This is a genomic window from Halanaerobium saccharolyticum (genome assembly GCF_004362045.1).
In the GTDB taxonomy this organism is placed as follows: domain Bacteria; phylum Bacillota; class Halanaerobiia; order Halanaerobiales; family Halanaerobiaceae; genus Halanaerobium; species Halanaerobium saccharolyticum_C.
In genome coordinates, this window is the sequence record NZ_SNWX01000024.1 from 16819 (window position 1) to 40021 (window position 23203).

Annotated in this window: 22 protein-coding genes and 1 pseudogene; 1 reads left to right on the forward strand and 22 read right to left on the reverse strand. The window is 34.5% G+C overall.

The features are described 5' to 3' along the window. Positions 1-25: 25 nt before the first annotated feature. From murG to trpS, 13 genes are all read right to left on the reverse strand, one after another. Positions 26-1126 (reverse strand): undecaprenyldiphospho-muramoylpentapeptide beta-N-acetylglucosaminyltransferase, encoded by a 1101-nt coding sequence (gene murG / locus DFR79_RS12205; RefSeq protein WP_133515763.1) that lies wholly within the window; start codon positions 1124-1126, stop codon positions 26-28. Positions 1127-1134: 8 nt separating this feature from the next. After that, entirely contained in the window at positions 1135-2229 is a 1095-nt protein-coding gene (gene ftsW / locus DFR79_RS12210) for a putative lipid II flippase FtsW (protein ID WP_133515764.1), read from the reverse strand. A 9-nt stretch (positions 2230-2238) separates the two neighbouring features. Beyond that, positions 2239-3588 carry a UDP-N-acetylmuramoyl-L-alanine--D-glutamate ligase gene (murD, locus tag DFR79_RS12215; RefSeq protein ID WP_133515765.1) on the reverse strand — a complete coding sequence of 450 codons (1350 nt, stop codon included), beginning with the start codon at positions 3586-3588 and terminating at the stop codon, positions 2239-2241. Positions 3589-3647: 59 nt separating this feature from the next. Continuing rightward, positions 3648-4598, reverse strand: a complete 951-nt coding sequence (gene mraY / locus DFR79_RS12220) for a phospho-N-acetylmuramoyl-pentapeptide-transferase (protein WP_133515766.1) — start codon at positions 4596-4598, stop codon at positions 3648-3650. 1 nt (position 4599) lies between these two features. Next, a complete protein-coding gene (locus tag DFR79_RS12225) occupies positions 4600-5997 on the reverse strand; it encodes a UDP-N-acetylmuramoyl-tripeptide--D-alanyl-D-alanine ligase (RefSeq protein ID WP_133515767.1) in 1398 nt (465 codons plus the stop codon). Further along, positions 5998-7464 carry a UDP-N-acetylmuramoyl-L-alanyl-D-glutamate--2,6-diaminopimelate ligase gene (locus tag DFR79_RS12230; protein WP_133515768.1) on the reverse strand — a complete coding sequence of 489 codons (1467 nt, stop codon included), beginning with the start codon at positions 7462-7464 and terminating at the stop codon, positions 5998-6000. 40 nt (positions 7465-7504) lie between these two features. Next, positions 7505-9574 carry a PASTA domain-containing penicillin-binding protein gene (locus tag DFR79_RS12235; RefSeq protein WP_133515769.1) on the reverse strand — a complete coding sequence of 690 codons (2070 nt, stop codon included), beginning with the start codon at positions 9572-9574 and terminating at the stop codon, positions 7505-7507. 11 nt (positions 9575-9585) lie between these two features. After that, on the reverse strand, positions 9586-10056 hold the full coding sequence (locus DFR79_RS12240; RefSeq protein ID WP_133515770.1) for an FtsB family cell division protein: 471 nt from the start codon (positions 10054-10056) through the stop codon (positions 9586-9588). A 16-nt stretch (positions 10057-10072) separates the two neighbouring features. Further along, a complete protein-coding gene (gene rsmH, locus DFR79_RS12245) occupies positions 10073-11005 on the reverse strand; it encodes a 16S rRNA (cytosine(1402)-N(4))-methyltransferase RsmH (RefSeq protein WP_133515771.1) in 933 nt (310 codons plus the stop codon). 13 nt (positions 11006-11018) lie between these two features. Next, complete coding sequence (gene mraZ, locus DFR79_RS12250) at positions 11019-11450, reverse strand: division/cell wall cluster transcriptional repressor MraZ (RefSeq protein ID WP_133515791.1); 432 nt, start codon at positions 11448-11450, stop codon at positions 11019-11021. A gap of 168 nt (positions 11451-11618) precedes the next feature. Next, entirely contained in the window at positions 11619-12788 is a 1170-nt protein-coding gene (gene dinB / locus DFR79_RS12255; protein WP_133515772.1) for a DNA polymerase IV, read from the reverse strand. Next, entirely contained in the window at positions 12789-13841 is a 1053-nt protein-coding gene (locus tag DFR79_RS12260) for a D-alanine--D-alanine ligase family protein (protein WP_133515773.1), read from the reverse strand. It lies immediately after the preceding gene. A gap of 20 nt (positions 13842-13861) precedes the next feature. Next, positions 13862-14866 (reverse strand): tryptophan--tRNA ligase, encoded by a 1005-nt coding sequence (gene trpS / locus DFR79_RS12265; RefSeq protein ID WP_133515774.1) that lies wholly within the window; start codon positions 14864-14866, stop codon positions 13862-13864. Between the two features lie 111 nt (positions 14867-14977). Here trpS and DFR79_RS12270 point away from each other — a divergent pair, with 111 nt between their 5' ends. Continuing rightward, positions 14978-15370 carry a Fur family transcriptional regulator gene (locus DFR79_RS12270; protein ID WP_133515775.1) on the forward strand — a complete coding sequence of 131 codons (393 nt, stop codon included), beginning with the start codon at positions 14978-14980 and terminating at the stop codon, positions 15368-15370. Here DFR79_RS12270 and rnhA read toward each other — a convergent pair. The 9 genes and pseudogenes from rnhA to DFR79_RS12310 form a co-directional block, all read right to left on the reverse strand. Then, entirely contained in the window at positions 15367-15822 is a 456-nt protein-coding gene (gene rnhA / locus DFR79_RS16490; protein ID WP_347814035.1) for a ribonuclease HI, read from the reverse strand. The two genes, DFR79_RS12270 and rnhA, sit on opposite strands and share 4 nt — an antisense overlap. A 150-nt stretch (positions 15823-15972) precedes the next feature. Then, positions 15973-16230 (reverse strand): annotated as a pseudogene (locus tag DFR79_RS16495) (carboxymuconolactone decarboxylase family protein); the annotation flags it as partial. Positions 16231-16350: 120 nt separating this feature from the next. Then, the gene (ptsP, locus tag DFR79_RS12280) at positions 16351-18069 is read right to left on the reverse strand and encodes a phosphoenolpyruvate--protein phosphotransferase (RefSeq protein ID WP_133515777.1); all 1719 of its coding nucleotides are present in this window, start codon (positions 18067-18069) and stop codon (positions 16351-16353) included. Beyond that, positions 18066-18344: an HPr family phosphocarrier protein gene (locus DFR79_RS12285; protein ID WP_208107546.1), complete on the reverse strand. Its 279-nt coding sequence runs from the start codon at positions 18342-18344 to the stop codon at positions 18066-18068. The genes ptsP and DFR79_RS12285 overlap by 4 nt, the downstream gene beginning before the upstream one ends. A gap of 86 nt (positions 18345-18430) precedes the next feature. Beyond that, positions 18431-18829, reverse strand: a complete 399-nt coding sequence (dhaM, locus tag DFR79_RS12290) for a dihydroxyacetone kinase phosphoryl donor subunit DhaM (RefSeq protein WP_133515779.1) — start codon at positions 18827-18829, stop codon at positions 18431-18433. A 13-nt stretch (positions 18830-18842) separates the two neighbouring features. Beyond that, positions 18843-19472: a dihydroxyacetone kinase subunit DhaL gene (dhaL, locus tag DFR79_RS12295; protein ID WP_432207098.1), complete on the reverse strand. Its 630-nt coding sequence runs from the start codon at positions 19470-19472 to the stop codon at positions 18843-18845. A 5-nt stretch (positions 19473-19477) separates the two neighbouring features. Next, positions 19478-20467: a dihydroxyacetone kinase subunit DhaK gene (dhaK, locus tag DFR79_RS12300; RefSeq protein WP_133515781.1), complete on the reverse strand. Its 990-nt coding sequence runs from the start codon at positions 20465-20467 to the stop codon at positions 19478-19480. Continuing rightward, a complete protein-coding gene (locus tag DFR79_RS12305; protein ID WP_133515782.1) occupies positions 20460-21056 on the reverse strand; it encodes a glycerol-3-phosphate responsive antiterminator in 597 nt (198 codons plus the stop codon). Before DFR79_RS12305 ends, dhaK begins: the two co-directional genes overlap by 8 nt. A gap of 59 nt (positions 21057-21115) precedes the next feature. Continuing rightward, a complete protein-coding gene (locus DFR79_RS12310) occupies positions 21116-23167 on the reverse strand; it encodes a methyl-accepting chemotaxis protein (RefSeq protein ID WP_166638049.1) in 2052 nt (683 codons plus the stop codon). Positions 23168-23203: the final 36 nt, after the last annotated feature.

A 23203-nucleotide genomic window follows, 5' to 3' on the forward strand; every position in this document is an offset into this window, starting at 1 on the left:
ATCAAATTTTATTATTAAAATAATTTTATAAACCCAATTTTTCTATAACCCTGATAATATTGGACAGCGAATCTTTTTGTGACATTGATTCTGCTGCAGCTGACATAGATTTTAATTTTTTTTCGTTTTCAATAATCATTCTCACTTTTTTCAATAGTAACTTTTCATTTAAATCAGCTTCCTCAATAACTACCGCTGCTCTGTTATTTTGCAGAGTGCGGGCATTAAAAAGTTGATGATTTTCTGCAGCTGCTGCAAAAGGAATTAAAATAGATGGTTTTGCACAGCTTGTGATTTCTGCCAGACCAGTTGCTCCAGCTCTAGCAATGATCAGGTCCGCTACAGCCAGTGCATATTCCATTTCATCTAAATAGTCAATAACTTTTAATAATGGATTTTCCAGATCAAGATTACTGCTTTTGAGTCTGGTCAGCAGCTGATTATAATTATCTTTTCCGCTTAAATGTAAAATTTGGATATTATTTTGAACTGCATATTTATAAAGTTTTATCACATTTTGGTTAATCACTTCTGCACCCAGACTTCCACCGGTAATTAAAATAGTTTTTAGGTCTGGATCTAAATGCAATTCTCTGTAAGCTTGAGCCTTTTCTACATTCATAATTTGGGCTCTGACCGGATTGCCCGTGATCTCAATTTTATCTTCATTAACATTTAAATAGTCTGCTGCCTCAGAAAAGTTAAGGCAGACTTTATCAACTACCTGAGCCAGTAATTTATTTGTAATACCTGGATAGGCATTTTGTTCATGGATTATAGTATTTTTTCTCAGTAAACTTCCAGCCAGAACCACAGGTCCAGCTACAAAGCCCCCGGTTCCGATAACAAAATCTGTTTCAAAATCTCTGATTAATTTTAAAGCTTTAAAAAAAGCTTTAGTGTTAAAAAATAAAGAACTAAAAATCTTTGTTGAGATTTTTCTGGGCAGTGGTCGTACAGAAAGTTTTTTAAAATCAAAGCCAGCCTTTGGCACAATTTCTGCTTCCATTCTGTGATCAGAACCAAGATACAAAATTTCCCAGCCTCTTTTTTTTAACTCCTCTGCAACTGCAAGTGCAGGATAAATATGACCTCCTGTGCCTCCACCAGTAATTACTGCTTTCATAATTTATCTCATCCTTCAACATAACGCGAAATATTTAATAATAAAGCCAGTGCTGTTAAATTAATTACTAATGATGATCCCCCATAACTAATAAGCGGCAGAGTAATACCAGTAACAGGCATTAATGATGTGACTACTGCCATGTTAATCAGAGCCTGTATAACAACTATCGACGTAATACCAACCGCAAGCATTGAACCAAACGGATCATCAACTCTTGTAGCAATTTTTAGACCTCTCCAGGCAAGTAAAAAATATAAACTAACAATAAATAAAGTACCCAGCAGACCAAATTCCTCACCCAGAACTGCAAAAATAAAGTCTGTACCTGGTTCTGGTAAATACAAAAATTTCTGATGGCTGTTGCCGGCACCTACTCCAAACAAGCCGCCGGAACCAAGAGCCAGCAAAGACTGGATGATATGATATCCACTATCCAGCGGATCCTGCCAGGGATTAAGAAAAGTAAATAACCTTTCCCTCCGATATGGTTCGGCCATAATTGCTGCCAGTGATAATAATAAAGACACTATACTCAGAACAATAAATAACGATATTCTAATACCGCCGACAAAAATCATTGCTGCTGCAACTGCTGCCAGACTAACTGCAGTTCCAAGATCTGGCTCCAGTAAAATTAAAAATGATATTAAGCCGATTACAATTAAAGGTGGTAAGATTCCATTTTTTATTTGTTTTATTTTGTCCTTATTTTTATCAATATAAGCAGCAAGATAAATAACTATAGTAAATTTAGCCAGTTCAGATGGCTGAAAATTAACTGGACCTAAAGGTAACCATCTTCTTGAGCCTCCTGCCATTTTCCCAACTCCAGGAATCAGAACTAAAATCAAAGTTCCCAGAGAAACTAAAAGTAAATAAGGAGCTAAATCCTTTAATTTTTTATACTTTAGTTTATAAATAATAGCTGATAAAAGGAGAGCTACCCCTAGGTATTTAAGCTGATTATAAAAAAAATAATAACTATTAGAAAAAAGTTGTTCGGCTTTAACGGAACTGGCTGAGAGAATCATTATCAGACCACTTAAAACCAGAGCAATAATTGTAAATAATAAAATAAAATCAGGCAGCTTTTTACGCATAACTTCTCCTTAATCAATATTTTTTATAACATTCTCCTGAAAAATTTTCCCTCTCTCTTTATAACTGGAGAACATATCCCAGCTGGGACAGGCAGGAGATAAAAGTAAAGCTTTATCTCCAGATAAGCTTTCTACTCCAATTTGAGCAGCGGCCTCCATTGTTGTAACTTTTACTATCTCCAATTTGGAGTCTGCAAAAAGAGAAGCAATTTTTTCTGCGGTTTCCCCAATTAAAATTAAAATCTTAACTTTCTCTTTAATCAGAGGCACTAACTCCGAGAAATCGGCATTTCTATCCTGACCTCCCGCTATTAAAATAATATCCTGTTCAATACTGGCAAGAGCTTTTAGAGCCGCATCAGGATTGGTTGCTTTTGAATCATCAATAATTAAATAATCCTTTGAGTTTTTAACAATTTCCATCCGGTGAGACTGCAGTTTATAGTTTTCAGCAGCTCTCTGAATTTTTTCTATTTTTTGACCAGCAAGATATGCTGCCAGAGCTGCAAAAGCAGCATTTTTACGATTGTGTTCCCCAGGTAAATCAATTTTTTTAAAATCCAGCAGCTTTAGCTCTTCTTGCTGAAAATAAGCTTCTTCTTTACTAATTAACAAATCAGCCTTTTTAGATTCAGAACTAATACCTAGAACACTGGCCTTAATTTCGTCTTTCAAATCTAAAAGATATGGATCATCAAAATTAAGAATTGCATAATCGGTCTCTTTTTGATTACTAAAAATATTTTTCTTGGCTTTCTGATAATTATCTTCACTGTGGTGGCGGTCCAGATGGTCTGGACTGTAATTCAAATAAAGAGCAATTTTAGCTTTAAATTGCTTAACTGCCTCTAACTGAAAAGAACTCAATTCTAGAATAACTTTTTCTCCAGACTGCAGTTGATTAATAATAGAGATAAAAGGGATCCCTATATTCCCTGCTACTTTGACCTGATCACCATCTAAATCGCTCAGCATTGCCCCCAGCAGTTCTGCAGTAGTAGTTTTACCATTAGTACCTGTAACAGCTATAATTTCCGCTTCTGACTGTCTAAAGGCAAATTCGATTTCACTAATTGTCTCAATTCCTTTTTTTCTGGCCGTTTTCAAAATTTCTAAATCATAAGGAACGCCGGGACTTAAAATAATTAATTCGCTTTCCAGAATTTGTCTCCCATTACTTCCCAGATCAAATTCTATATTTACACTATCAACTTGGGCAATCAAATCCCTTAAATCTTCTCTATTTTTTGAGTCAGCAACAATGATGTCCAGATCAAATTTTGATAAATATTTAACAACTTCCAATCCAGTACGGGGACTAAAACCTAAGACAGCAATTTTTTGATAATCTAAAGTCAATAAAATCTAACTCCTTTAAAATATAAATATTAATCTAAAACAAAAAAACAAAATTTTATTTATAATATAGAAAGCAGAGCAGCAAGAGATAATATAATAGTAATAATCACAAATCTAAATACAATTTTATTTTCTGCCAGTCCAGCTAACTCAAAGTGATGATGGATTGGTGTCATCTTAAATACTCTTTTACCACCTGTAATTTTATAATAGGGAACCTGAATCATAACCGATAGAGTTTCGACCACATATATACCACCGATAACCAATAGGTATAGTTCTGCAGCTGTAAAAACTGCTGCTGCTCCCAGAAAGGCCCCTATTGCAAGTGAACCTACATCTCCCATAAATACGGAAGCCGGATTGGCATTATACCAGAGAAAAGCAGTTGTGCTGCCTGCCATAATCAGCATCAAAAGACTGTATTCTGGTAAATTAAGTAAGTAGAACAATAAAGCAAAGGCCAGAGTCACTACAGTGGTTATTCCAGCTGCCAGGCCATCCAGACCGTCAGTAAGATTAACTGCATTAGAGCTGCCAATAATTACAATAAAAGACAGTAAAAATTTGCCTGCCGCACCTAAATTATAGAAATCATAAAAAGGGAGCAGTATACTATGTTGATTAGCTACAAAAACTGCCACCACTGCTGTTACTGCAGCTGCAGCTATCTGCAGAATAATTTTTTGCCAGGCTCGAAGCCCCAGGGATCGCTCAAACTTTATTTTTAAAAAATCATCTAAAAAACCTGTTAAAGCCATAATAAAAGTTGTCAGCAAAATTGCTATAATCTCTATATTGAGATGCAGAAGTGATATTGAAAAAAATAAGAAAGCAGAAATGATTAAAAGCCCCCCCATTGTTGGGATTCCTGCTTTTTTTAGATGACTTTCCGGTCCATAATCACGTACCTGCTGGCCAAAATTAATCCTTTTTATATAACTAATAAAAGTATTACCACTAAAAATAATTAATAATAATGGTAAAAGATATGCTAAAATATACCACATTTTAGAGCTCCTTATTTTTTAATTCAGCTGCTATTTCTTCCAGTTTGTTGGCTCTTGATCCTTTGATTAAAATCAAATCATCTGTTTTTATTTCAGCAGCAAGAAAATCAATACATTCCTGGTTATCATTCAAAATTATTAATTTTTCTGTCTGCATTTTAGACTCAGCTCCAGCTGCAATATCTTTAGCTTTACTACCAATTGTTATCAATAAATCCACTTCTTTTTCTGCAGCATAAGCACCAATTTCCTGATGTTTAACCTTACTTTCCGAACCTAATTCCAGCATAGAGGCTAAAACAGCTATTTTTCTCTCTGCCTTTAACTCAAATAAAACATCAAGAGCAGCTTTTACAGCCAGAGGATTGGCATTATAACTATCATTTATAATCCGGGAACCATTATTTAGTTCAACAAACTCCATTCTGTTGGAGGAAAATTTTGTCTTCAGCAAACCCTGCTGAATTTCACTTAAACCAAGCTTTAGTTTAAATGCTGTAATTAGGGCAGTCATCACATTATAAATATTATGTTTACCGGCTTTATTAAATTTGAAATTATAAACTTCATCTCCATATTTCACTTTAAAATTTAAGATTTCTTTATTTTTGTCAAAAGAATAATCTATTGTCTGCAGATCTGCCCCCGTTTCAAAACCAAAATATATTACTTCTGCCGCTGTAGTTTCTCCCATTTTTCTGGTATAATAGTTATCGTAATTTAAGACTGCAGTGTCAGATTCTTTGAGCTGGTCAATTAATTCTTTTTTTGCCTGAGCAATATTTTCCAGACTACCCAGCTGTTTTAGATGGGCTGCAGCAACATTAGTTACAATCCCAAAATCAGGTACTGCTATTTTTGCAAGCAGCTCAATTTCTCCTAAAGCACTCATTCCCATTTCCAGAACAGCAATTTCTTTCTCAGCTGTTAAGCGTAACAGAGTTAAAGGAAGTCCCAGATGATTATTATAGTTTCCTTCAGTTTTTAAACAATTATATTTTTGAGAAAGGACAGAATAGATCAAATCTTTAGTAGTGGTTTTACCAGCACTTCCTGTCACCGCAACCACTTTTAAATCAGCAAATGTTTTTCTATAATTATGAGCAATATCCTGCAGAGCCCTGGTAGTATCAGCAACTTTTAATACAGCCACCTCTGAGTTTTTGAGAAAATCACTTTCAATTTCCCGATCAACAATTACTGCCCCAGCTCCATTATTTACAGCATCTTCCAGATATATATGTCCATCCTGATTTTCTCCAATGATTGCGATAAATAAATAATTCTTCTTAACTTCCCTGCTGTCAATCACAATTTCTTCTATTATTTGCTCACCAGTTCCCTGTAACAATTCTGCTCCAGAAAATTTAATTATTTTATTTAAACTTAATCTCTCCATTTAAATTCCTTTCGCTTCTACCGCAGCCTGATAGGCAACTTTTCGGTCATCAAGCTCTATTTTTTTATTTTTTAATATTTGAAACTTCTCGTGTCCTCTGCCCAGAAGCATCACTAAATCATCTTTTTGGGCCAGCATAATTGCTTTTTTAATTGCTTTTTTGCGATCAGCAATAACTTCATAATTAGTAAAATCCGTACTAAAACCAGCTTCTATTTCAGCAAATATCTCTGCTGGTTCTTCACTGCGTGGATTATCATTACTGACAATTGTATAGTCAGCATATTTTTCTGCCAGAGCAGCCATTGCGGCTCTTTTGCTGCGGTCCCTATCTCCCCCACAACCAAAAAGTACAATTAATTTATTTTTATCCATAACACTGGCTGTTTTTAAAACATTTTTCATACCATCTGGAGTATGTGCATAATCAACCACTATCTGGAAATCCTGGCCTGCATTTATGATTTCAAAACGTCCCGGCACAGCAGGAATATTAGTTAAAGCCTTTTTAATAGTTTCCTGTTCAACTCTCATTAGATCAGCTGTTAAAATTGCAGCTAGAGAATTATAGATATTAAAAACTCCACCTAAATTCAATTTAAAGAGGGTCTCAATTCTACCTGCTGTTCTGTATTCCATACCTCTCTGATGCAGTTCATAATCAGAAGTATATAAATCTGCTCTAGAAGAAGATAAACTGTAAAAATAATTCTTTCCGCCTGATTTTTCCTGAATATAATCAGCATTTGTATCATCAAGATTAATTACTGCATATTGATCTGAATTTAACTGAGCAAATAATCGAGATTTAACTGCTCGATAATTCTCCAGATTTTTATGATAATCAAGATGCTCGGGGCTAATATTTGTGAAAATAGCAGCAGCAAATTCCATCCCTTCAACCCTATATAAATCCAGAGCATGTGATGAAACCTCCATCACCCCATATTCCACTTCTTCTTCTCGCATCTGAGAAAAATATCTGTATAAATCAACAGATTCCGGAGTTGTTCTTTTTGAATCAAGCTCCCGGCTGCCAATTATGTTTTTAATAGTACCAAAAAGAGCTGCTTTACCTCTGGCTTCCTTTAAAATGTTGTATAATAAATAGGAAGTTGTGGTCTTACCATTAGTTCCAGTAATTCCTATCAACTTAATATCTTTCAGGGGGTTTTTAAAAAAAATTTTACCCAGTTGAGCCATTGTTTTTCTGCTGTTATTAACCTTAATATAACTGACCCCACTCTGGTAATCTGAAAGCTCATCTTCTATAACTACTGCTGTGGCACCGTTTTTTATAGCCTGGTCAATAAAACGATGTCCATCAACTTCAAATCCGGAAATGGCTACAAAAAGATTATCTTTTTCTATCATCCGGGAATCATATTTAATCTCGGTAATCTTCTTTTCTAAACTACCTTTTTTTAATTCATAATCTATATTATATAACAAATTTTTTAACTTCATCTTAAAAACAACCTCCACAACTAATTGTTCAACTTACTAACTATCGGAGTTTTAAATTTACTTTTTTAGAACTTTTAATTCTACTTCCCGGGTAAACTGACTGACCTACAACTTTTCCGGAACCATCTAAAATCAATTTCAGACCTTTTTCTCCTGCAAGTCTTTCTGCTTCAATTCCAGTTAGACCTCTAAAATCCGGTACCGCAATCAGCATTTGTTCTCTTTGTTTCTTCTCACTGAAGAGCCAGACTGTAGACTTATAATTTGCTTTAACTCCAGATGCAGGAAGTTGAGCTCTTACAACTTCGCCATCCCCCATTAGTTTAACATTAAATCCTTTTTCTCTCAAACTGGTTTCTGCACTTAAAAAATCAGACCCTATTAAATCAGGAACTATAATTTCTCTTTGACTTTGTTTAAAATAAAAATCATTATCCTGACCGGGTTTAATATTTAAGTAATTCAAAATATTGGCTGTCAAATTCTTAAAAACAGGAGCTGCTGTCTGACTACCATAATAGGTCTCACCTTTAATATCATATAAAATAGTTAAAATAACTAGATCTCTGTCTCCAGCAGGTACAATACCAATAAAAGAAGAATCATAAATATCCTCATTATAGTGTTTGGCGGTACCAGTTTTTCCCCCAATTTCATAACCCTCAATGGCAGCCTGAGTTCCTGTTCCACTTTCTACTACCTGTTTTAATAATTCTTTTGTTTTATCAGCAGTACTTTTAGATATAACCTGTCTTACAACCTGAGGTTCATTGATTATATCTTCAGAATTACTGCCAGTATCAACTCTTTTTACCAGCCGCGGTCTCATCAACTTTCCTTCATTGGCAACTGCTGCCACTGCCGTTACCAGCTGAATCGGAGTTACTGAAATACCATGTCCAAAAGAAAAAGTTGCCAGTTCTAAAGGACCAATTTTTTGGTAATCCGGAATAATCCCCGCTGCCTCTGCTGGTAATCTAATTCCTGTCTGTTCTCCAAAACCAAAAGCCTTAATATAAGAATAAAAAGTTTCCTTTTTCATCTTGAGACCAACTTCAACAAAACCAGGGTTACATGAATTTTTTATAACTTCAGCAAAAGTCTGAGATCCGTGACCAATACTACTCCAACAGCTTATTTCTTCATTTTCTACATAAATATGACCTGGATCAGTTAAAATATCATTTTCAGTAATTACCCCTTCCTCGAGAGCAGAAGCAGCAGTAATTATTTTAAAAGTAGACCCGGGTTCAAAAACATCACTAATTGCTCTATTACGCCAGTTTTTCTCCGGGTAATTAGCAAAATTATTTGGATTATAAGTAGGAGTATTGGCCATTGCAAGTAAATCTCCATTAGAAGAATCCATAACAATAACTGAACCCCCTGAAAAATCAAAGGTTTTAGCAGCATTTTCAAGTTCCTTTTCTGCCATATATTGAATTACTTCATCAATAGTCAGGTGGACATTATACCCATCTCTACCGGGAACAGCCTCTCTAACCCCATTGGGGATTGTGTGACCTTCTGCATCTTTTTCTACAATAATTTTTCCGGCTTTACCACTTAAATAATTATTATAAGAAAGTTCTAATCCATTAAGTCCATTATTATCTACACCAGTAAAACCAATAATATGAGAAGCCAGCTCTCCCTCAGGATAATATCTTTTACTTTCTTCAGTAAATGTAATCCCTTTTAAATTCTTATTCTCGATTTTCTGAAATGTTTTCCGACTAACTTTTCGCTGTAAAAAAATTGCAGCTGCATCAGAAATTATTCGTCTATAAATAGTATTATAATCTTTGTCCAGAATCTCAGCAAGTTCAGCAGCAGTTTTTTCTGGATTAATAATATTATCCGGCAGAGCAACCACAGTCTTTGCCGGTAAGCTGACTGCAAGTTTCCTGCCGGTATTATCATAGATTATTCCTCTTTCTGAATTTACTACAAATTCTTTGACCCGCTGACTTAATGCCATATGTTTATATTCTGCACTATTAATTATCTGAATCCAGACAAGTCTTAAAGCCAGAATAATAAATAATATAAAGATAATTGCAAAATAGAATATTACTCTATTTTTTACAGTCTTTTCAAATCGCTGCAAATATAATCCTCCTATTCAAATGATTCTGCCTGAACAGTAGCTACTTCACTAATTATTTTATCATAAATTTGTGCTAAGAAAAACTTTTCTTTTGGAATGTCAGCCATAAATTTTTCTTTTTTTTCACTCTGATTATTATAAACCAGGGTTACCCTTTTATCTGGCTCAATCATATTCAATTCTCTTTTGGCAATTTTTTCGATTTCTGCCAGAGAAGTTTTGCTGGCCAATTCTACTTCCAGCCGATCATTTTTTAACTTAATAGTTTCTAATTTTTCCTCTAATTGCAGCAGTTTAGAACTGCTCTGATTGATATTTAAAACTTGAGAAATATATAACAATATGGAGATACTAATAAAAACCATCATAAATATATATAATATTGTTAAGGCCTGTTTTTTTACATTTGTAAAATTATAGGATGACTCATTGAGATAATTACTCTGAGAAACTCCATTTTCATAACCTGGTTCCGTATACATTTTATTACCTCCCTCTTTAAATTTTTTCTGCTGCTCTCATCTTGGCACTTCTTGAGCGTGGATTTGATTCCTTTTCTTCCTTTGAAGCCTGAACCGGACTCCTAGTTATAACCTTAACTTTTGCCTCTTTATCACAGACACAGATCGGAAAATCTGGTGGACAGGTACAATCTTTTGCCAGGTTTCTAAATTTATGTTTTACTATTCTATCTTCCAGTGAATGAAAGGTTATTATTACCAGCCTACCACCCGGTTTTAAATAGTCAACTGCCTTATCAATTAGATTTTTAAGCTGTTCCAGTTCATTATTAGTTTCAATTCTTAAAGCCTGAAAAGTTCTTCTGGCCGGATGTCCACCACTTCTTCTGACAGCTTTAGGAATAGCAGCTTTAATTACCTCCACCAGATCACTGGTAGTTTTAATTTCCTCCTCAGCTCTCATTTTAACTATAAATTCAGCTATTCGAGCAGCCCAGTTTTCTTCTCCATATTCAGTAATAATTTTTTCTAATTCTGCCTGAGAGTAATTATTTACTATATCCCCTGCAGTTAATTTTTGTTTTGGATTCATTCTCATATCTAAAGGGCCCTCTTTTTGGTAGCTAAATCCTCGTTCAGGATTATCCAGCTGGGGAGAAGAAACTCCTAAATCAAAGAGCATTCCATCAACAGCTTCAATCCCCAATTCTGCAAGCACCTGATCAAAATCCTGAAAATTTGAGTGTGCTAAAATTAAAGATTCTTCATCTGGAAAACGTTTCTTTACTGCCTCAATTGCAGCAGTATCCCGGTCAACTGCAATTAATTTACCTTCTTCAGATAAGTTTTTTAGAATTTCCGAACTGTGTCCAGCTCTACCTAAAGTCCCATCTAAATAAATTCCGTCTTCTTTTATATTTAAATATTCAATTGCTTCTTCTAATAATACAGCCTGATGAGTATAATCCATATTAAAATCCTTTCTAGATTCCTAATTCTTCCATTGCATCTGCAATATCTTCATAAGAATCTTCTACATCGTCCATGTAGGTATCCCATTTTTCTTTGGCCCAGAGTTCAATTCTATTTGCCAGACCGATTATAACTATTTCGTGATCAAAATCAGCGTAGTCTCTTAAATTTATTGGTAGGGAAACTCTTCCCTGTTTATCTAATTCGCATTCGTTAGCTCCTGAAAAGAAAAAGCGGACAAAATTTCGGGCATTTTTACTGGTCATTGGTAGGGAAGTTAATTTTTTTTCTAATTCTTTCCACTCAGCCATCGGATAAAGAAATAAACAATTATCAAGCCCTCTAGTAATAACAAACTGCTCACTTAAGTCTTCCCTGAGCTTAGAAGGGATGATTAAACGTCCTTTATTATCCATATTATGAGTGTATTCTCCCATAAACATAATATCACTTCCCACTTTCTACCCTTTTACTCCACTTTTCACCACTTAATAATTTTATTCTACATCAAATAGAAAAGTCCTTTATATTTATCAAAAAAAAATAATAAATTTTTATTAAACATAAATAATTACCTGACAAACTAAAAACCCACCGCAAACGGTGGGTTTTTAGTCATCATTATTTAAGTATAATTTTCTAGCTCGTGATATTTTATTGAATCCATATTTTCGTTTTAATTGATCTATAGTTTTGTCTAATTGATCCTCACCTTCTGCAAATAAATTTAATTGTTCCTGCCCTTCCTGACAGAGATTTGAAACCCCAAGCCCCAATAATCGCAGAGGTTTATTTAATAAATCATTTTGAATTAACAGTTCTTTTGCTCTCTGATAAATTTCTTCACTGCTGTTTACAGCAACTTTGAGAGAATTTTGCCTGCTGTAAGTACTAAAATCAGAATACCTGACCTTAATAAAAACAGTACTACCCTTAAGAGAGTTGCTGTGGAGGCGAAAAGATACTTTTTCGCTCATCTTAAATAAATAAGCAAATAAACGATCTCTATCCTCAATATTATCAGCAAAAGTTTCTTCATGACTGATTGATTTAATTTGACTTTGACTTTTTACTTCTCGTTTATCTATTCCCCGGGAAAGAAAAAATAACTTAACCCCAGCTTTTCCATACCTCTTTTTTAATTCTTCCAGAGAATATGGCCAGATATCACTGGCTTTATAAATGTTTTCCTCTGCCAATTTAGAGCTAAAAACATCTCCAACACCCCAGATTTGATCAATATCAAGCTTACGCATAAAATTTTTAATGTCATTTTTTTTAATCACAGTCAGGCCATCTGGCTTATCATAATCCGAGGCCAGCTTAGCCAGAAATTTATTGACCGAAACCCCAACAGAAATGGTCAGTTCAGTTTCTTTTTTTACCTCATTTTTTATTTTCTTTGCAATTTCTACTGCACTGCCATATAATCTGTCACAGCCCTTTACATCCAAAAAAGCTTCATCAATAGAGAGTTTTTCAACTAAAGGAGTATACTTCTTTAAGATAGAAAAAATTTCTCTAGAAGCATTTTTGTACAGTTTATGCCTTGCAGGTAAATAAATTCCATCAGGACATAATTTTTTTGCCTGAGCAACAGGCATTGCCGAGTGAACGCCAAATTTTCGAGCCTCATAAGAGGCAGTAGAAACAACACCACGATTACTTAAATTTACCCCACCTACAATTACAGCTTTACCTTTAAGTTCAGGATTCTCACGCTGCTCAACTGCTGAAAAAAAAGCATCCATATCTGCATGTAAAATATGAATTTTTTCCATTTAACTTTTCCTTTTTAAAGCAAGTTCTACCAGTTTATCTAGAAGTTCAGTATATGTTATTCCACTCTCTTTAAAAAGTAAAGGATACATACTAAACTTTGTAAACCCCGGCATCGTATTAATTTCATTTACCAGAATCTGATCCTGTTCTTCGTTAACAAAAAAATCAAGTCGAGAAATTCCTTCTGCTCCCACAGCTTTAAAGGCTTTAAGCGATAATTCTTTAATTTTTTGCTGGCTTGCTGGAGAAATATCAGCCGGAATAATTAATTCTGTACTCTGATCTTCGTATTTAGCCTGATAGTCATAAAAATCATGGGTAGAAATGATTTCTCCTGCTGTAGAAACTTTAATGTCATTTGCTGTACCCAATACAGCAGATTCTACTTCTCTCCCCTGGATACTACTTTCAATTATTAATTTTTTATCATATCTAAACGCTTCCTGGAGAGCATTTTTAAATGAAGCCAGATTTTCAACTTGACTAATTCCAATACTGGATCCCATATTAGCAGGTTTGATAAAAAATGGGAGTCCTAAATTTTCTGCAAAATTTGCAAAAAGATCTGCAGTTTTTTGACTGTTATATTCATCTTTTTTTAGTATTTCAAAATCACTCTGGGGTATATTATAAAAACTAAAAATCTGCTTCATCACAGCCTTATCCATTCCCACTGCCGAGGATGTCAGATCACAGCCAATATATTTAATATTTAAAGTATCTAAAAAGCCCTGAATTTTTCCATCTTCTCCATAAGGTCCATGGAGTACAGGAAAAACTAAATCAACTTCTTTTTCCAGAAATTGAAGAACTTCTTGAGGTAAAATATTATCCCTTTTGAGCTCTGGAACCTTTTTTTTATCTCCCAGCAAAATTTCCTTTGATTTTTCAAGAGAATTAAAAAAACCTTTCTTGCTGATGGCAACAGGGAAAATATTATATTTTTCCTGATTAAAGGCCTGATAAATCGAGCGGGCAGAGAGTAAAGAAACTTCATGCTCAGCTGATCGACCACCAAAAAAAAGGGCAATATTCATCTTTGAATTCAGCAATAGAACCCCTCCCTTCTAACTTAATTATTAAAATAATCTATTTTCATAACTTCTCTTACTTTTTTTAATGTCTCCTGTGCTTCTTTTCTTGCTTTTTCGGTACCTTCAATTAAAATCTGATCTACTAATTCTGGATTCTCAAGATACTTCTTTCTTCGCTCCCGCATTGGTTCTAAAAAATCATTTAGCTTTTCAGCCATTCTTTTTTTACAGGCGACACAGCCAATTGTTCCAGCCCTGCACTTTTCTGCAATTTCATCAGATTCTTCAGTATTAAATGCTTGATGATAATGAAAAACTGTACAGACTTCGGGATGGCCCGGATCATCTTTATGAATCCTGGCTGGATCAGTTTTAGCCTTCATTATTTTTTGAGCAACCTGATCTTTACTATCACTTAAATAAATTGCATTATTTAAACTTTTACTCATTTTGTTCTTACCATCAAGTCCCATCAACCTTGGGAAATCACTGATTAAAGCTTCCGGTTCTGGAAAAACCTCTCCGTACATATTGTTAAATTTACGGACAATCTTCCTCGTCTGTTCAATATGTGGAATCTGATCTTCCCCTACAGGAACCAGATTTGCGCGGCAGAAAGTAATATCAGCAGCCTGACTTACAGGATAACCTAAAAATCCATAAGACATTTCTTTATACCCATACTGTTCAGCTTCAGATTTAATAGTTGGATTATGCCGCAGCTGATTTACTGTAACTATCATTGAATAAAAAACTGTTAACTCTGCAATTTCTGGTACAAGTGACTGTACAAAGATAGTAGTTTTTTGAGGATCAATTCCAGCAGCGAGATAATCTCTTGCTACCTGTCTCACATCTTCCTTTAATTTCTCCGGCCTATCAAAATTTGTAGTTAGTGCCTGAACATCTGCTATAATTAAAAATGTATCGTATTTATCCTGTAATTCAACTCGATTCTGCAAACTGCCAACATAATGGCCTAAATGCAGTTTACCTGTAGGTCTATCACCTGTTAAAATTCTTTTTTCTTTTTTCTTTGACAAAATCATCACCCTTTTTCTGAAATAATAAGTTTTACTTGAATATCTAAAAAATTTCTGCTAAAATTATATTTAAGATAATAATGATTATTAATAAATCTTAGGAGGATAAATATGGCCACGAATACTAGAATGACTAAACAGCGCAGGGCAATATTGAGGGTGTTAAAAAGTACTAAATCTCATCCTACAGCTGATTGGATATATGAAAAAGTTAGAAAAGAAATTCCAAACATTAGTTTAGGTACTGTTTACCGAAATTTAAATGTTTTAGCAGAAAACGGTGAAATTAATGTTTTAGACTATGGAAGTAACCACAGTCGCTATGATGGTAATCCTGTTCATCATTATCATTTCCGCTGTCAAAAATGTGGAGGAGTTTATGATTTAGATCTCGACTTAAATGTAGATTTAAATAATAAAATAAATACTAAAACTGAATTTATCGCTCATTCTCATCGCTTAGAGTTTAGCGGAATTTGTCCAAAATGTCAGCAGAAAAATTAAATTTTTTCTGCTTCTTTTTTTGCCAGTATATCAACTTCATCATTAAATTGATCACCACTGTGGCCTTTTACTTTCTGATAAGTCAATTCAAAGTCAGAACTAAGTTGATCCAATTGCTGCCACAAATCCTGATTGGCCACTGCCTTTTTAGCTGCTGTTTTCCAGCCATTTCTCTTCCAGCCCTCTATCCAGTTTGATAATCCGTTAAGTACATAAGTTGAATCACTATAAAGTTCTACCCTGGTATTTTTAGGAATTATCTTTAGAGCTTCAATTACTGCTTTTAATTCCATTCTATTATTAGTAGAATCTTTTTCTGATCCTGAAACTGTTTTTAATTTTTGAAAATCTGGATTTAAAATAACTGCAGCATATCCCCCTGGACCCGGATTCCCGAGACAGGCTCCATCAGTGTATACTTTAAACTCCTGATATTTATCTAAATTTTTCATTTCTCTCTTATCAGACTCATCTGAACTTTCTTCCTTCTCGACAGCTGAAATGTCCTCTTTACTCTTATCAGGCTCCAGCTCCTCTAAAAGCTTAGCCGCTCTTCTCAAATGGGGAATTACAATTGAGCCTCCAACAATTAAACCAACATTCATCGCTTCATAAATTTCCTCTCTGGACCATCCTCTTTTAACTGCTTCAATTATATGATATGTAATACAATCATCACATCTTAAAACCAGAGAGGAAACCAGTCCTAATAATTCTTTAGTTTTAGCGGGTAGTTTCCCATCCTGATAAACTTTATGATCCAGATTAAAAAATCTTTTGGTATTCAGATCTCCTTCTTCTAATATCAAATCATTCATTTCAGATCTAAATTCATTGAATTCATCTAAACTATCCTGCATTTAATCCCTCCTGGTTCTAGTCAATATATATAATGTTATAAGATAAATCGATAGATAGTAATAATACAAAAAATCAAAAGAAACCGGACAGCAAAATGCCGCCCGGATTTAATTGTAATTTTATTTTTCAATTGTTTTGAGATAAGATTTTACTGCTGTATCAGATTTTAATTCCAGTATTTTTTCGGCCTCTTTTTGTGCTTCCTCAACAGTCCATTTAGAAAGAATTTCTTTAGTTTTTAAAATTGAAACCGCACTCATACTAAACTCATCTAATCCAACACCTAAAAGATATGGTATCAAATATTCATCACCAGCAGCTTCTCCACACATACCGACCCAGATACCTTCCTTATGAGCAGCATCAATAGTCATTTTTATTAATCTTAAAACTGCGGGGTGATAGGGTGTATGCATCGGAGCAATTTTTTCATTTGTTCTATCTACTGCAATTGTATATTGAATCAAATCATTTGTTCCGATACTGAAAAAGTCAACTTCCTGAGCCAGATAATCAGCAATCATAACTGCTGATGGGATTTCTATCATCATTCCAATATCAATATCTTCATTAAATTGATGTCCTTCTTCTTTAAGTTCTTTTTTTACATCTTCCACAATCAATTTTGCTTCATCCAGTTCTTCAAGAGAAGAAATCATCGGAAACATAATTTTTAAATTTCCATACTGGCTTGCTCGTAAAATTGCTCTCAGCTGAGGTTTGAATATATCATCTCTTTCCAGACAGACTCTAATAGCTCTATATCCTAAAAAGGGATTCATTTCTTCCGGAAAATCTAAATAAGGTAAATCTTTATCTCCCCCAACATCCAGAGTCCTAATTATGACAGGCTTATCACCCATCTTTTCGGCAGCTTCTTTATAAACTTTAAATTGTTCTTCTTCGGTAGGTAGTTGATTGCGGTCCATATAAAGAAATTCGGTCCGGAATAGACCTACTCCTTCTCCCCCATTTTCTAAAATAGGAGTAATATCATTTACATTCCCCATATTTCCCACTACTTCAACTTCTGTACCGTCTTTAGTTTTAGCTTTTTTATCCTGATAAGTTTCCAGTCTTTTTTGTTCTGCTTTATATTCAGCAAGTTTTTCTTTATATTCTTCCAGTGTAGATTCATCAGGTGAAAAATAAACTTTTCCACTATTTCCATCTACAATTATGTCTATATCATCTTCTGCTTTTTCAATTAACTCACTACCAAGACCAACCACAGCCGGTATGCCGAGGGACCTGGCCATAATAGCAGTATGAGAAGTTCTAGAACCGTCTTTGGTTAAAAAAGCAAGAACTTTATCTGTGTCAAATTGAGCAGTGTCAGATGGAGTCAAGTCTTCTGCTATTATAACTACTTCTTCATCCAGTTTATCAGAAATATCTTCAACTCCCAATAGAATTTTCACAACCCGCATTCCAACATCTTTAATATCAGAACCACGTTCTCTTAAGTACTCATCTTCCATAGCTGAAAACATAGCTGCATATTCATCCACAACATCTTTAACTGCTGCAGCTGCATTGAGCTTATCGTCTTTTATCTTATCTTCAAATGCAGGAATAACTTCCGGGTCATCCAGAATCATAAGGTGGGCACCAAAGATTTCTGCTTTTTCTTCACCCATTTTTTCAGCAGTCTGTTCTTTTAACTCCTCTAAAGATCCCTTTGCCTCTGCAAGTGCAGAATGCAGTTTTTCTATTTCTTCATCTACCTGATCTTCACTTATGTTTCTTCTGTCAATTTCAATTTTTTGGTCTTTTTTAACTAAAGTTTTGCCAATAGCAATTCCTGGTGAAGCAGCAATTCCTTTCACTAAAATCACTCCTCATCCTCTTTGGCCATCTCAACTTCAATAAAATCAACTAATTCTTTTACCGCTTCTGCAGCATCATCACCCTCAGCTCTAACAACGATCTCATTACCTTTACCAACACCAAGACTCATAACCCCCATAATACTCTTTGCATTAACTTCCTTCTCTTCAAAAATAATTTCTATTTTTGAATCAAATTTACCTGCTTTCTGCACAAATTGTGCTGCAGGCCGGGCATGCAGACCGGTCTTATTAGTGATTATAACCTTCTTTTCTTCTACCAATCTGATCATCCTTTCGTATTTTTATTTTAATAAATGTCACTCATTTATATATTTTATCATAAGTACAACCCAAATTTCATCCTTTTTTACAAATTATTTTTATTTATTATCGAATTTTCTTCAATTGTGGCCATTACTTCTTCTAAATTTTTACCTAAACTTGCTTCAACCGCCCCTAAGACCGCTCCTTCAACAAGGGGGGCATTAGCCAGTCTAATTAATTTCTGTTTTTCCTCTGGCAGCCATTCTTTAACCATATTAAAACTCATAACCGCACTTCCTAAGTCTGCCAGGACAACAATTCCATCTTTATAATCCATATTTTGTAATTTTTGTTCAATCAGATCAGCATCTGTACCAAGCTCTCCGTTATTTATACCTCCAGCAATTTGAATATCAACCTCATCCTGTTTCATCTCTTCCGCTAATTCTTTAGTGCCTTCAGCAATTTTTAAACTGTGAGATATAATTAATATATTAACCATTTCTACACCTCTTTTAATTTAAATAACTTTTAATAAATGTTTTAATCATTAAATAAGAAGATGTTGCTCCTGGATCCTGATGTCCGATACTTCTCTCACCCAGGTAACTGGCTCTCCCTTTAGTTGCCTGCATTTCAATAGTGCTTTTCATTCCTTCAGCAGCTTTCTCTAAACAATTATTTAAAGCAGTTTCTAAATCGACTTTATTAGCCCGACTGTGTTTTAATGATTCAGCTGCAGGAATTATGGTATCCAGCATTGTCTTTTCGCCGGCTTCAGCTTTACCTCTTTTCTGGATACCAGCTATAGATTCTTCGGCAATTTCTACTAAATCATCCAGGTCAAGTTTATTATCTGAAATCACCTTAGAAATATTTAAAAATGCGGTCCCATAAAGGGGGCCAGAAGCACCACCTACATTAGAAATTAAAGTCATTGCTGTCAGTTTAAATAACTCATCTCTGCCTTCAAAATTCTCTTTTTCTAATTTTTCTTTTAACTTTTTAAAACCTCGAGCAAGATTTATACCATGGTCTCCGTCACCAATCGCAGCATCCAATTCTGTTAAATACTCTTTGTTCTCAATAATTACAGCTGCTGTTTTTAACAATAATTTTTTTGTTCTATTAACCATTTTTACCACAATCCTTATAATAGATTAATTTCACTTTCTGCTTCTAACAAATTAATTAAATCATCATCCAACTTCAAAATAGTAATTGAAAGACCTTCCATTTCCAGAGAGGTCATAAATTCTCCTACATAAGTTTTATAAATCTCGATCTCCTTACTTTTTAACAGCTGATTAGCTTTTCTATTGGCTATATAGAGCTCCATTAGGGGAGTCCCACCCATTCCATTAATCATCAGGGCAACTTTTTCCTCTGCTTCCACTTCTAAATCTGATAATATATCAGCCAATAATAATTCCACTATCTGATCTACGTTTTTTAATTTAGTTTTTTCGGTACCTGGCTCACCGTGGATTCCAATCCCCATTTCCATTTCATCTTCCTCTAGGGAAAAAGTAGATTTTTCAGCTGCCGGCAGCTGACAGGGATTAATAGCCATTCCTTTTGTTCTCACATTTTTTATAACCTTTTCTGCACTTCTTTTTACCTCTTTTAGGTCAGCACCCTGAGCCGCTTTAGCTCCAGCAATCTTATGTACAAATACTGTACCAGCAACACCCCGCCTGCCAGTTGTATAGAGACTATCTTCTACGGCAACATCATCATTGACAACTACCTGATCAACTTCAATACCTTCTGCTTCTGCCATTTCGGCTGCCATTTCAAAATTCATAATGTCTCCAGTATAATTTTTAATAATTAATAAAACCCCATTACCACTATCAACTGTCTTAATTGCTTCAAAAACCGCATCAGGAGTTGGTGAGGTAAAGACATCGCCTGCTACAGCAGCATCCAACATTCCCTGGCCTACATAACCTGCGTGTGCCGGCTCATGACCACTACCGCCTCCACTAACCAGGCCAACTTTTTCTACTGGTGCATCTTTGCGAACTACAATATTATAACTGTCCAATTTTTCCAGTCGTTGACTGCTGGCCATTACGATTCCTTCAATCATTTCCTGAACCACATTATCCGGATCATTAATTAATTTTTTACCCATTATTACCACCCTTTTTGTTATAATTCCACAGCTGATGATCACTAGCTGATACAGCAAAAATTCCTTTTTCCTTTAAGCTCTCAACTTCAGTTTTATTTTGAATTAAACCACCAGCAATAACTGGATAGTCACATCTGCTCTGCTTCTGTCGTTCAATAAAATAAGGGGCTGCAATTCCCGGTAAAATTTCTACTGCATCAACAGTCTGATAATTCAGTGATTTTTCTGCACTAATTAAAGAAGCAGAATCCAGAAGAAAGACCCTCTGAATAGTCATTAAATTATATTTTGAGGCTTCTTTGATTAAATAACCTTTAGTTGAAATTATCCCATCACATAAATCATTTTCGGCAAGATACCTAATACCTTCTCTATCATGAGCGATCCCATTAACCAGGTCAATATTTACCATTAAAATTTTATCATTATCGTGTGCCAGCTGCATCGATTTTTCAAGATCAAAAATTGAACCAGTTAGTAAAAATATTAAAACTGAATCTTTAATTTTCATTGCTTTATTCAAATCTTTAATATTTCTAATAGCCGGAATAATTGGATACTTACTAAAATAACCAGCCAAATGTTTCAATTTTTTTCCTCCCTTAAGAAAGCTCCCAGCCTGGAGGCTGGGAGCTAATAATAAAGATTTTAAGAATTTAAGTCAAATCGTTTGACTAATTGATTTAATTTAGTCGACATCTCAGCCAGTGAATCAGCCAGGGATGTAATCTCCTCGATAGAAGCATTCTGTTCCTGACTGGCGGCTGCCACCTCTTCAGTATTGGCGGATGTTTCTTCAGAAATACTGGCAATCTCACCAACTTCTTCTACAATTTCTTCAGTATAGCGGTCTACATCTGCTACAATTTTAATAGAATCAGCAATTCCTTCTGCAGCATTTCTGATTTTTTCTTCTATGTCAGCAAAAGATTCTTCTGCGCTGCTGACAACTTCTTCCCCATTCTTAATTTCATCAATTCCATCATCCATCCGTGAGCTTGCAGTTTTAGTTTCCTGCTTAACATCTTCTACTAATTTTCTGATCTCTCCCGCTGAATTTACCGATTCTTCAGCCAGTTCTCTAATTTCATCTGCAACTACAGAAAAACCTCGTCCGGCTTCTCCAGCTCTTGCTGCTTCGATTGCTGCATTTAAAGCGAGTAAATTAGTCTGTTCAGCAATATTATTAATGATATTTAAAATCTCATCAATCTCATTAGAAATTGATTCTAAATTAGAAATTCCAGAGGCAACTTCCTGAATAGCATTTCTGATTTTAGCCATCTGGCTGCTAACTTTATCCATCTCTACTTTTCCACCTACTGCAGCTGTTTCCATTTCTTCTGCTAAATTTTCCACTTCCTGGTTCGATTGTTTCAGCTTTTCTATATCCCCGGCCAGAGTTTTAATCTGCTGATTAATATTATCCACACTGGCTGCCTGATCATCAGCACCAGAAGCTACATCATTGATTGACTGAGCTACCTGAGTCGAAACATCTCCAACTTCAGTTGAAACCTCTTTTAAATAGGTTGATGATTCTTCTACCTCATCAGAAGCCTGATTAATATTTAAAATCACTTCTTTAAATTCTTTAACCATATTATTAAATGAACGACTTAACTTTCCTATTTCATCATTCTTATCAGCACTATCAGTTAATAATATTTTATCACTTAAGTTACCAGAGGCCAGCTGATCAAAGGCATTGATCAGAGATTTAAGTGGTTTTAACTGCCAGCTTAATAATAAATAACTAGAAACAAATAAAATAACAACTCCCAGTAATGCAATTACTAATATGATATTTCTCAGGTTATTTACCGGACCATTAATTACTGCAAGTGGAACATCAATAGCCATGTATATACCATATTCTTCACTTATCTGATCAAAATACTGAGTTCTACCATTAGCAACTCTTACTGCTGATTCTTGTTGACTATTAATCTGTTTTGTTAACCATTGATCTTCAATTTTTGTGCCCATCAATGATTTATCCAGATTACTTAAAATATATCCACTACTATTTATCAAACTAAAAGCCGAAACATTTTCCAGTGACTCTAAGGTATCACTGTAAAATACATTAAGATTTGTAGCCATTACATAATAACCAATTACCTCTTTTTTCCCTTCAGCTGTTTCATTAGTAATCTCTGACTGAAATAAGACATGAGGTTTACCATTTATAATATGTACTTCTTCACTGGAAACATTCTTATACTGGTCTTCGGGTAATTTTTTACCGGCATAATCATAAATATTTTCTTCCCCTTTAATTCTCGAATCTACCAGAACCAGACCATCAGTGGTTGTCACATAAGAAAACTGAGTTTCTTCAAACATTCGATTATTATCTTTCAGCAATGCTGCCCTATTAATAAAGGTGCTCATCCAGCCTCCATTAGCCAGATCAATAATCTCACCATTTTCAATATAATAGTTGCTCATATTAGCTAAATTAAAGACATCTTCAAAACTGGCAAAATAATTTGTTCTCTCTTCAAGACGATTTAACTGTCCCAAAATTTCCTGCCTATGATTTTCCCGAATCAGATTAATTCTCTGATCAATTTGATCAGACATTATGTCTCGAGTATAGCTATAAGTAAAAAATGAAACCGCGGCCATAACAGCAATTACAATAATTGTTAAAATCAAACTTATTTTCCATTTTAAATCCATGTTTTTTAGCAATAGCAACATCCCCTATTATTTATAATTTATTATATA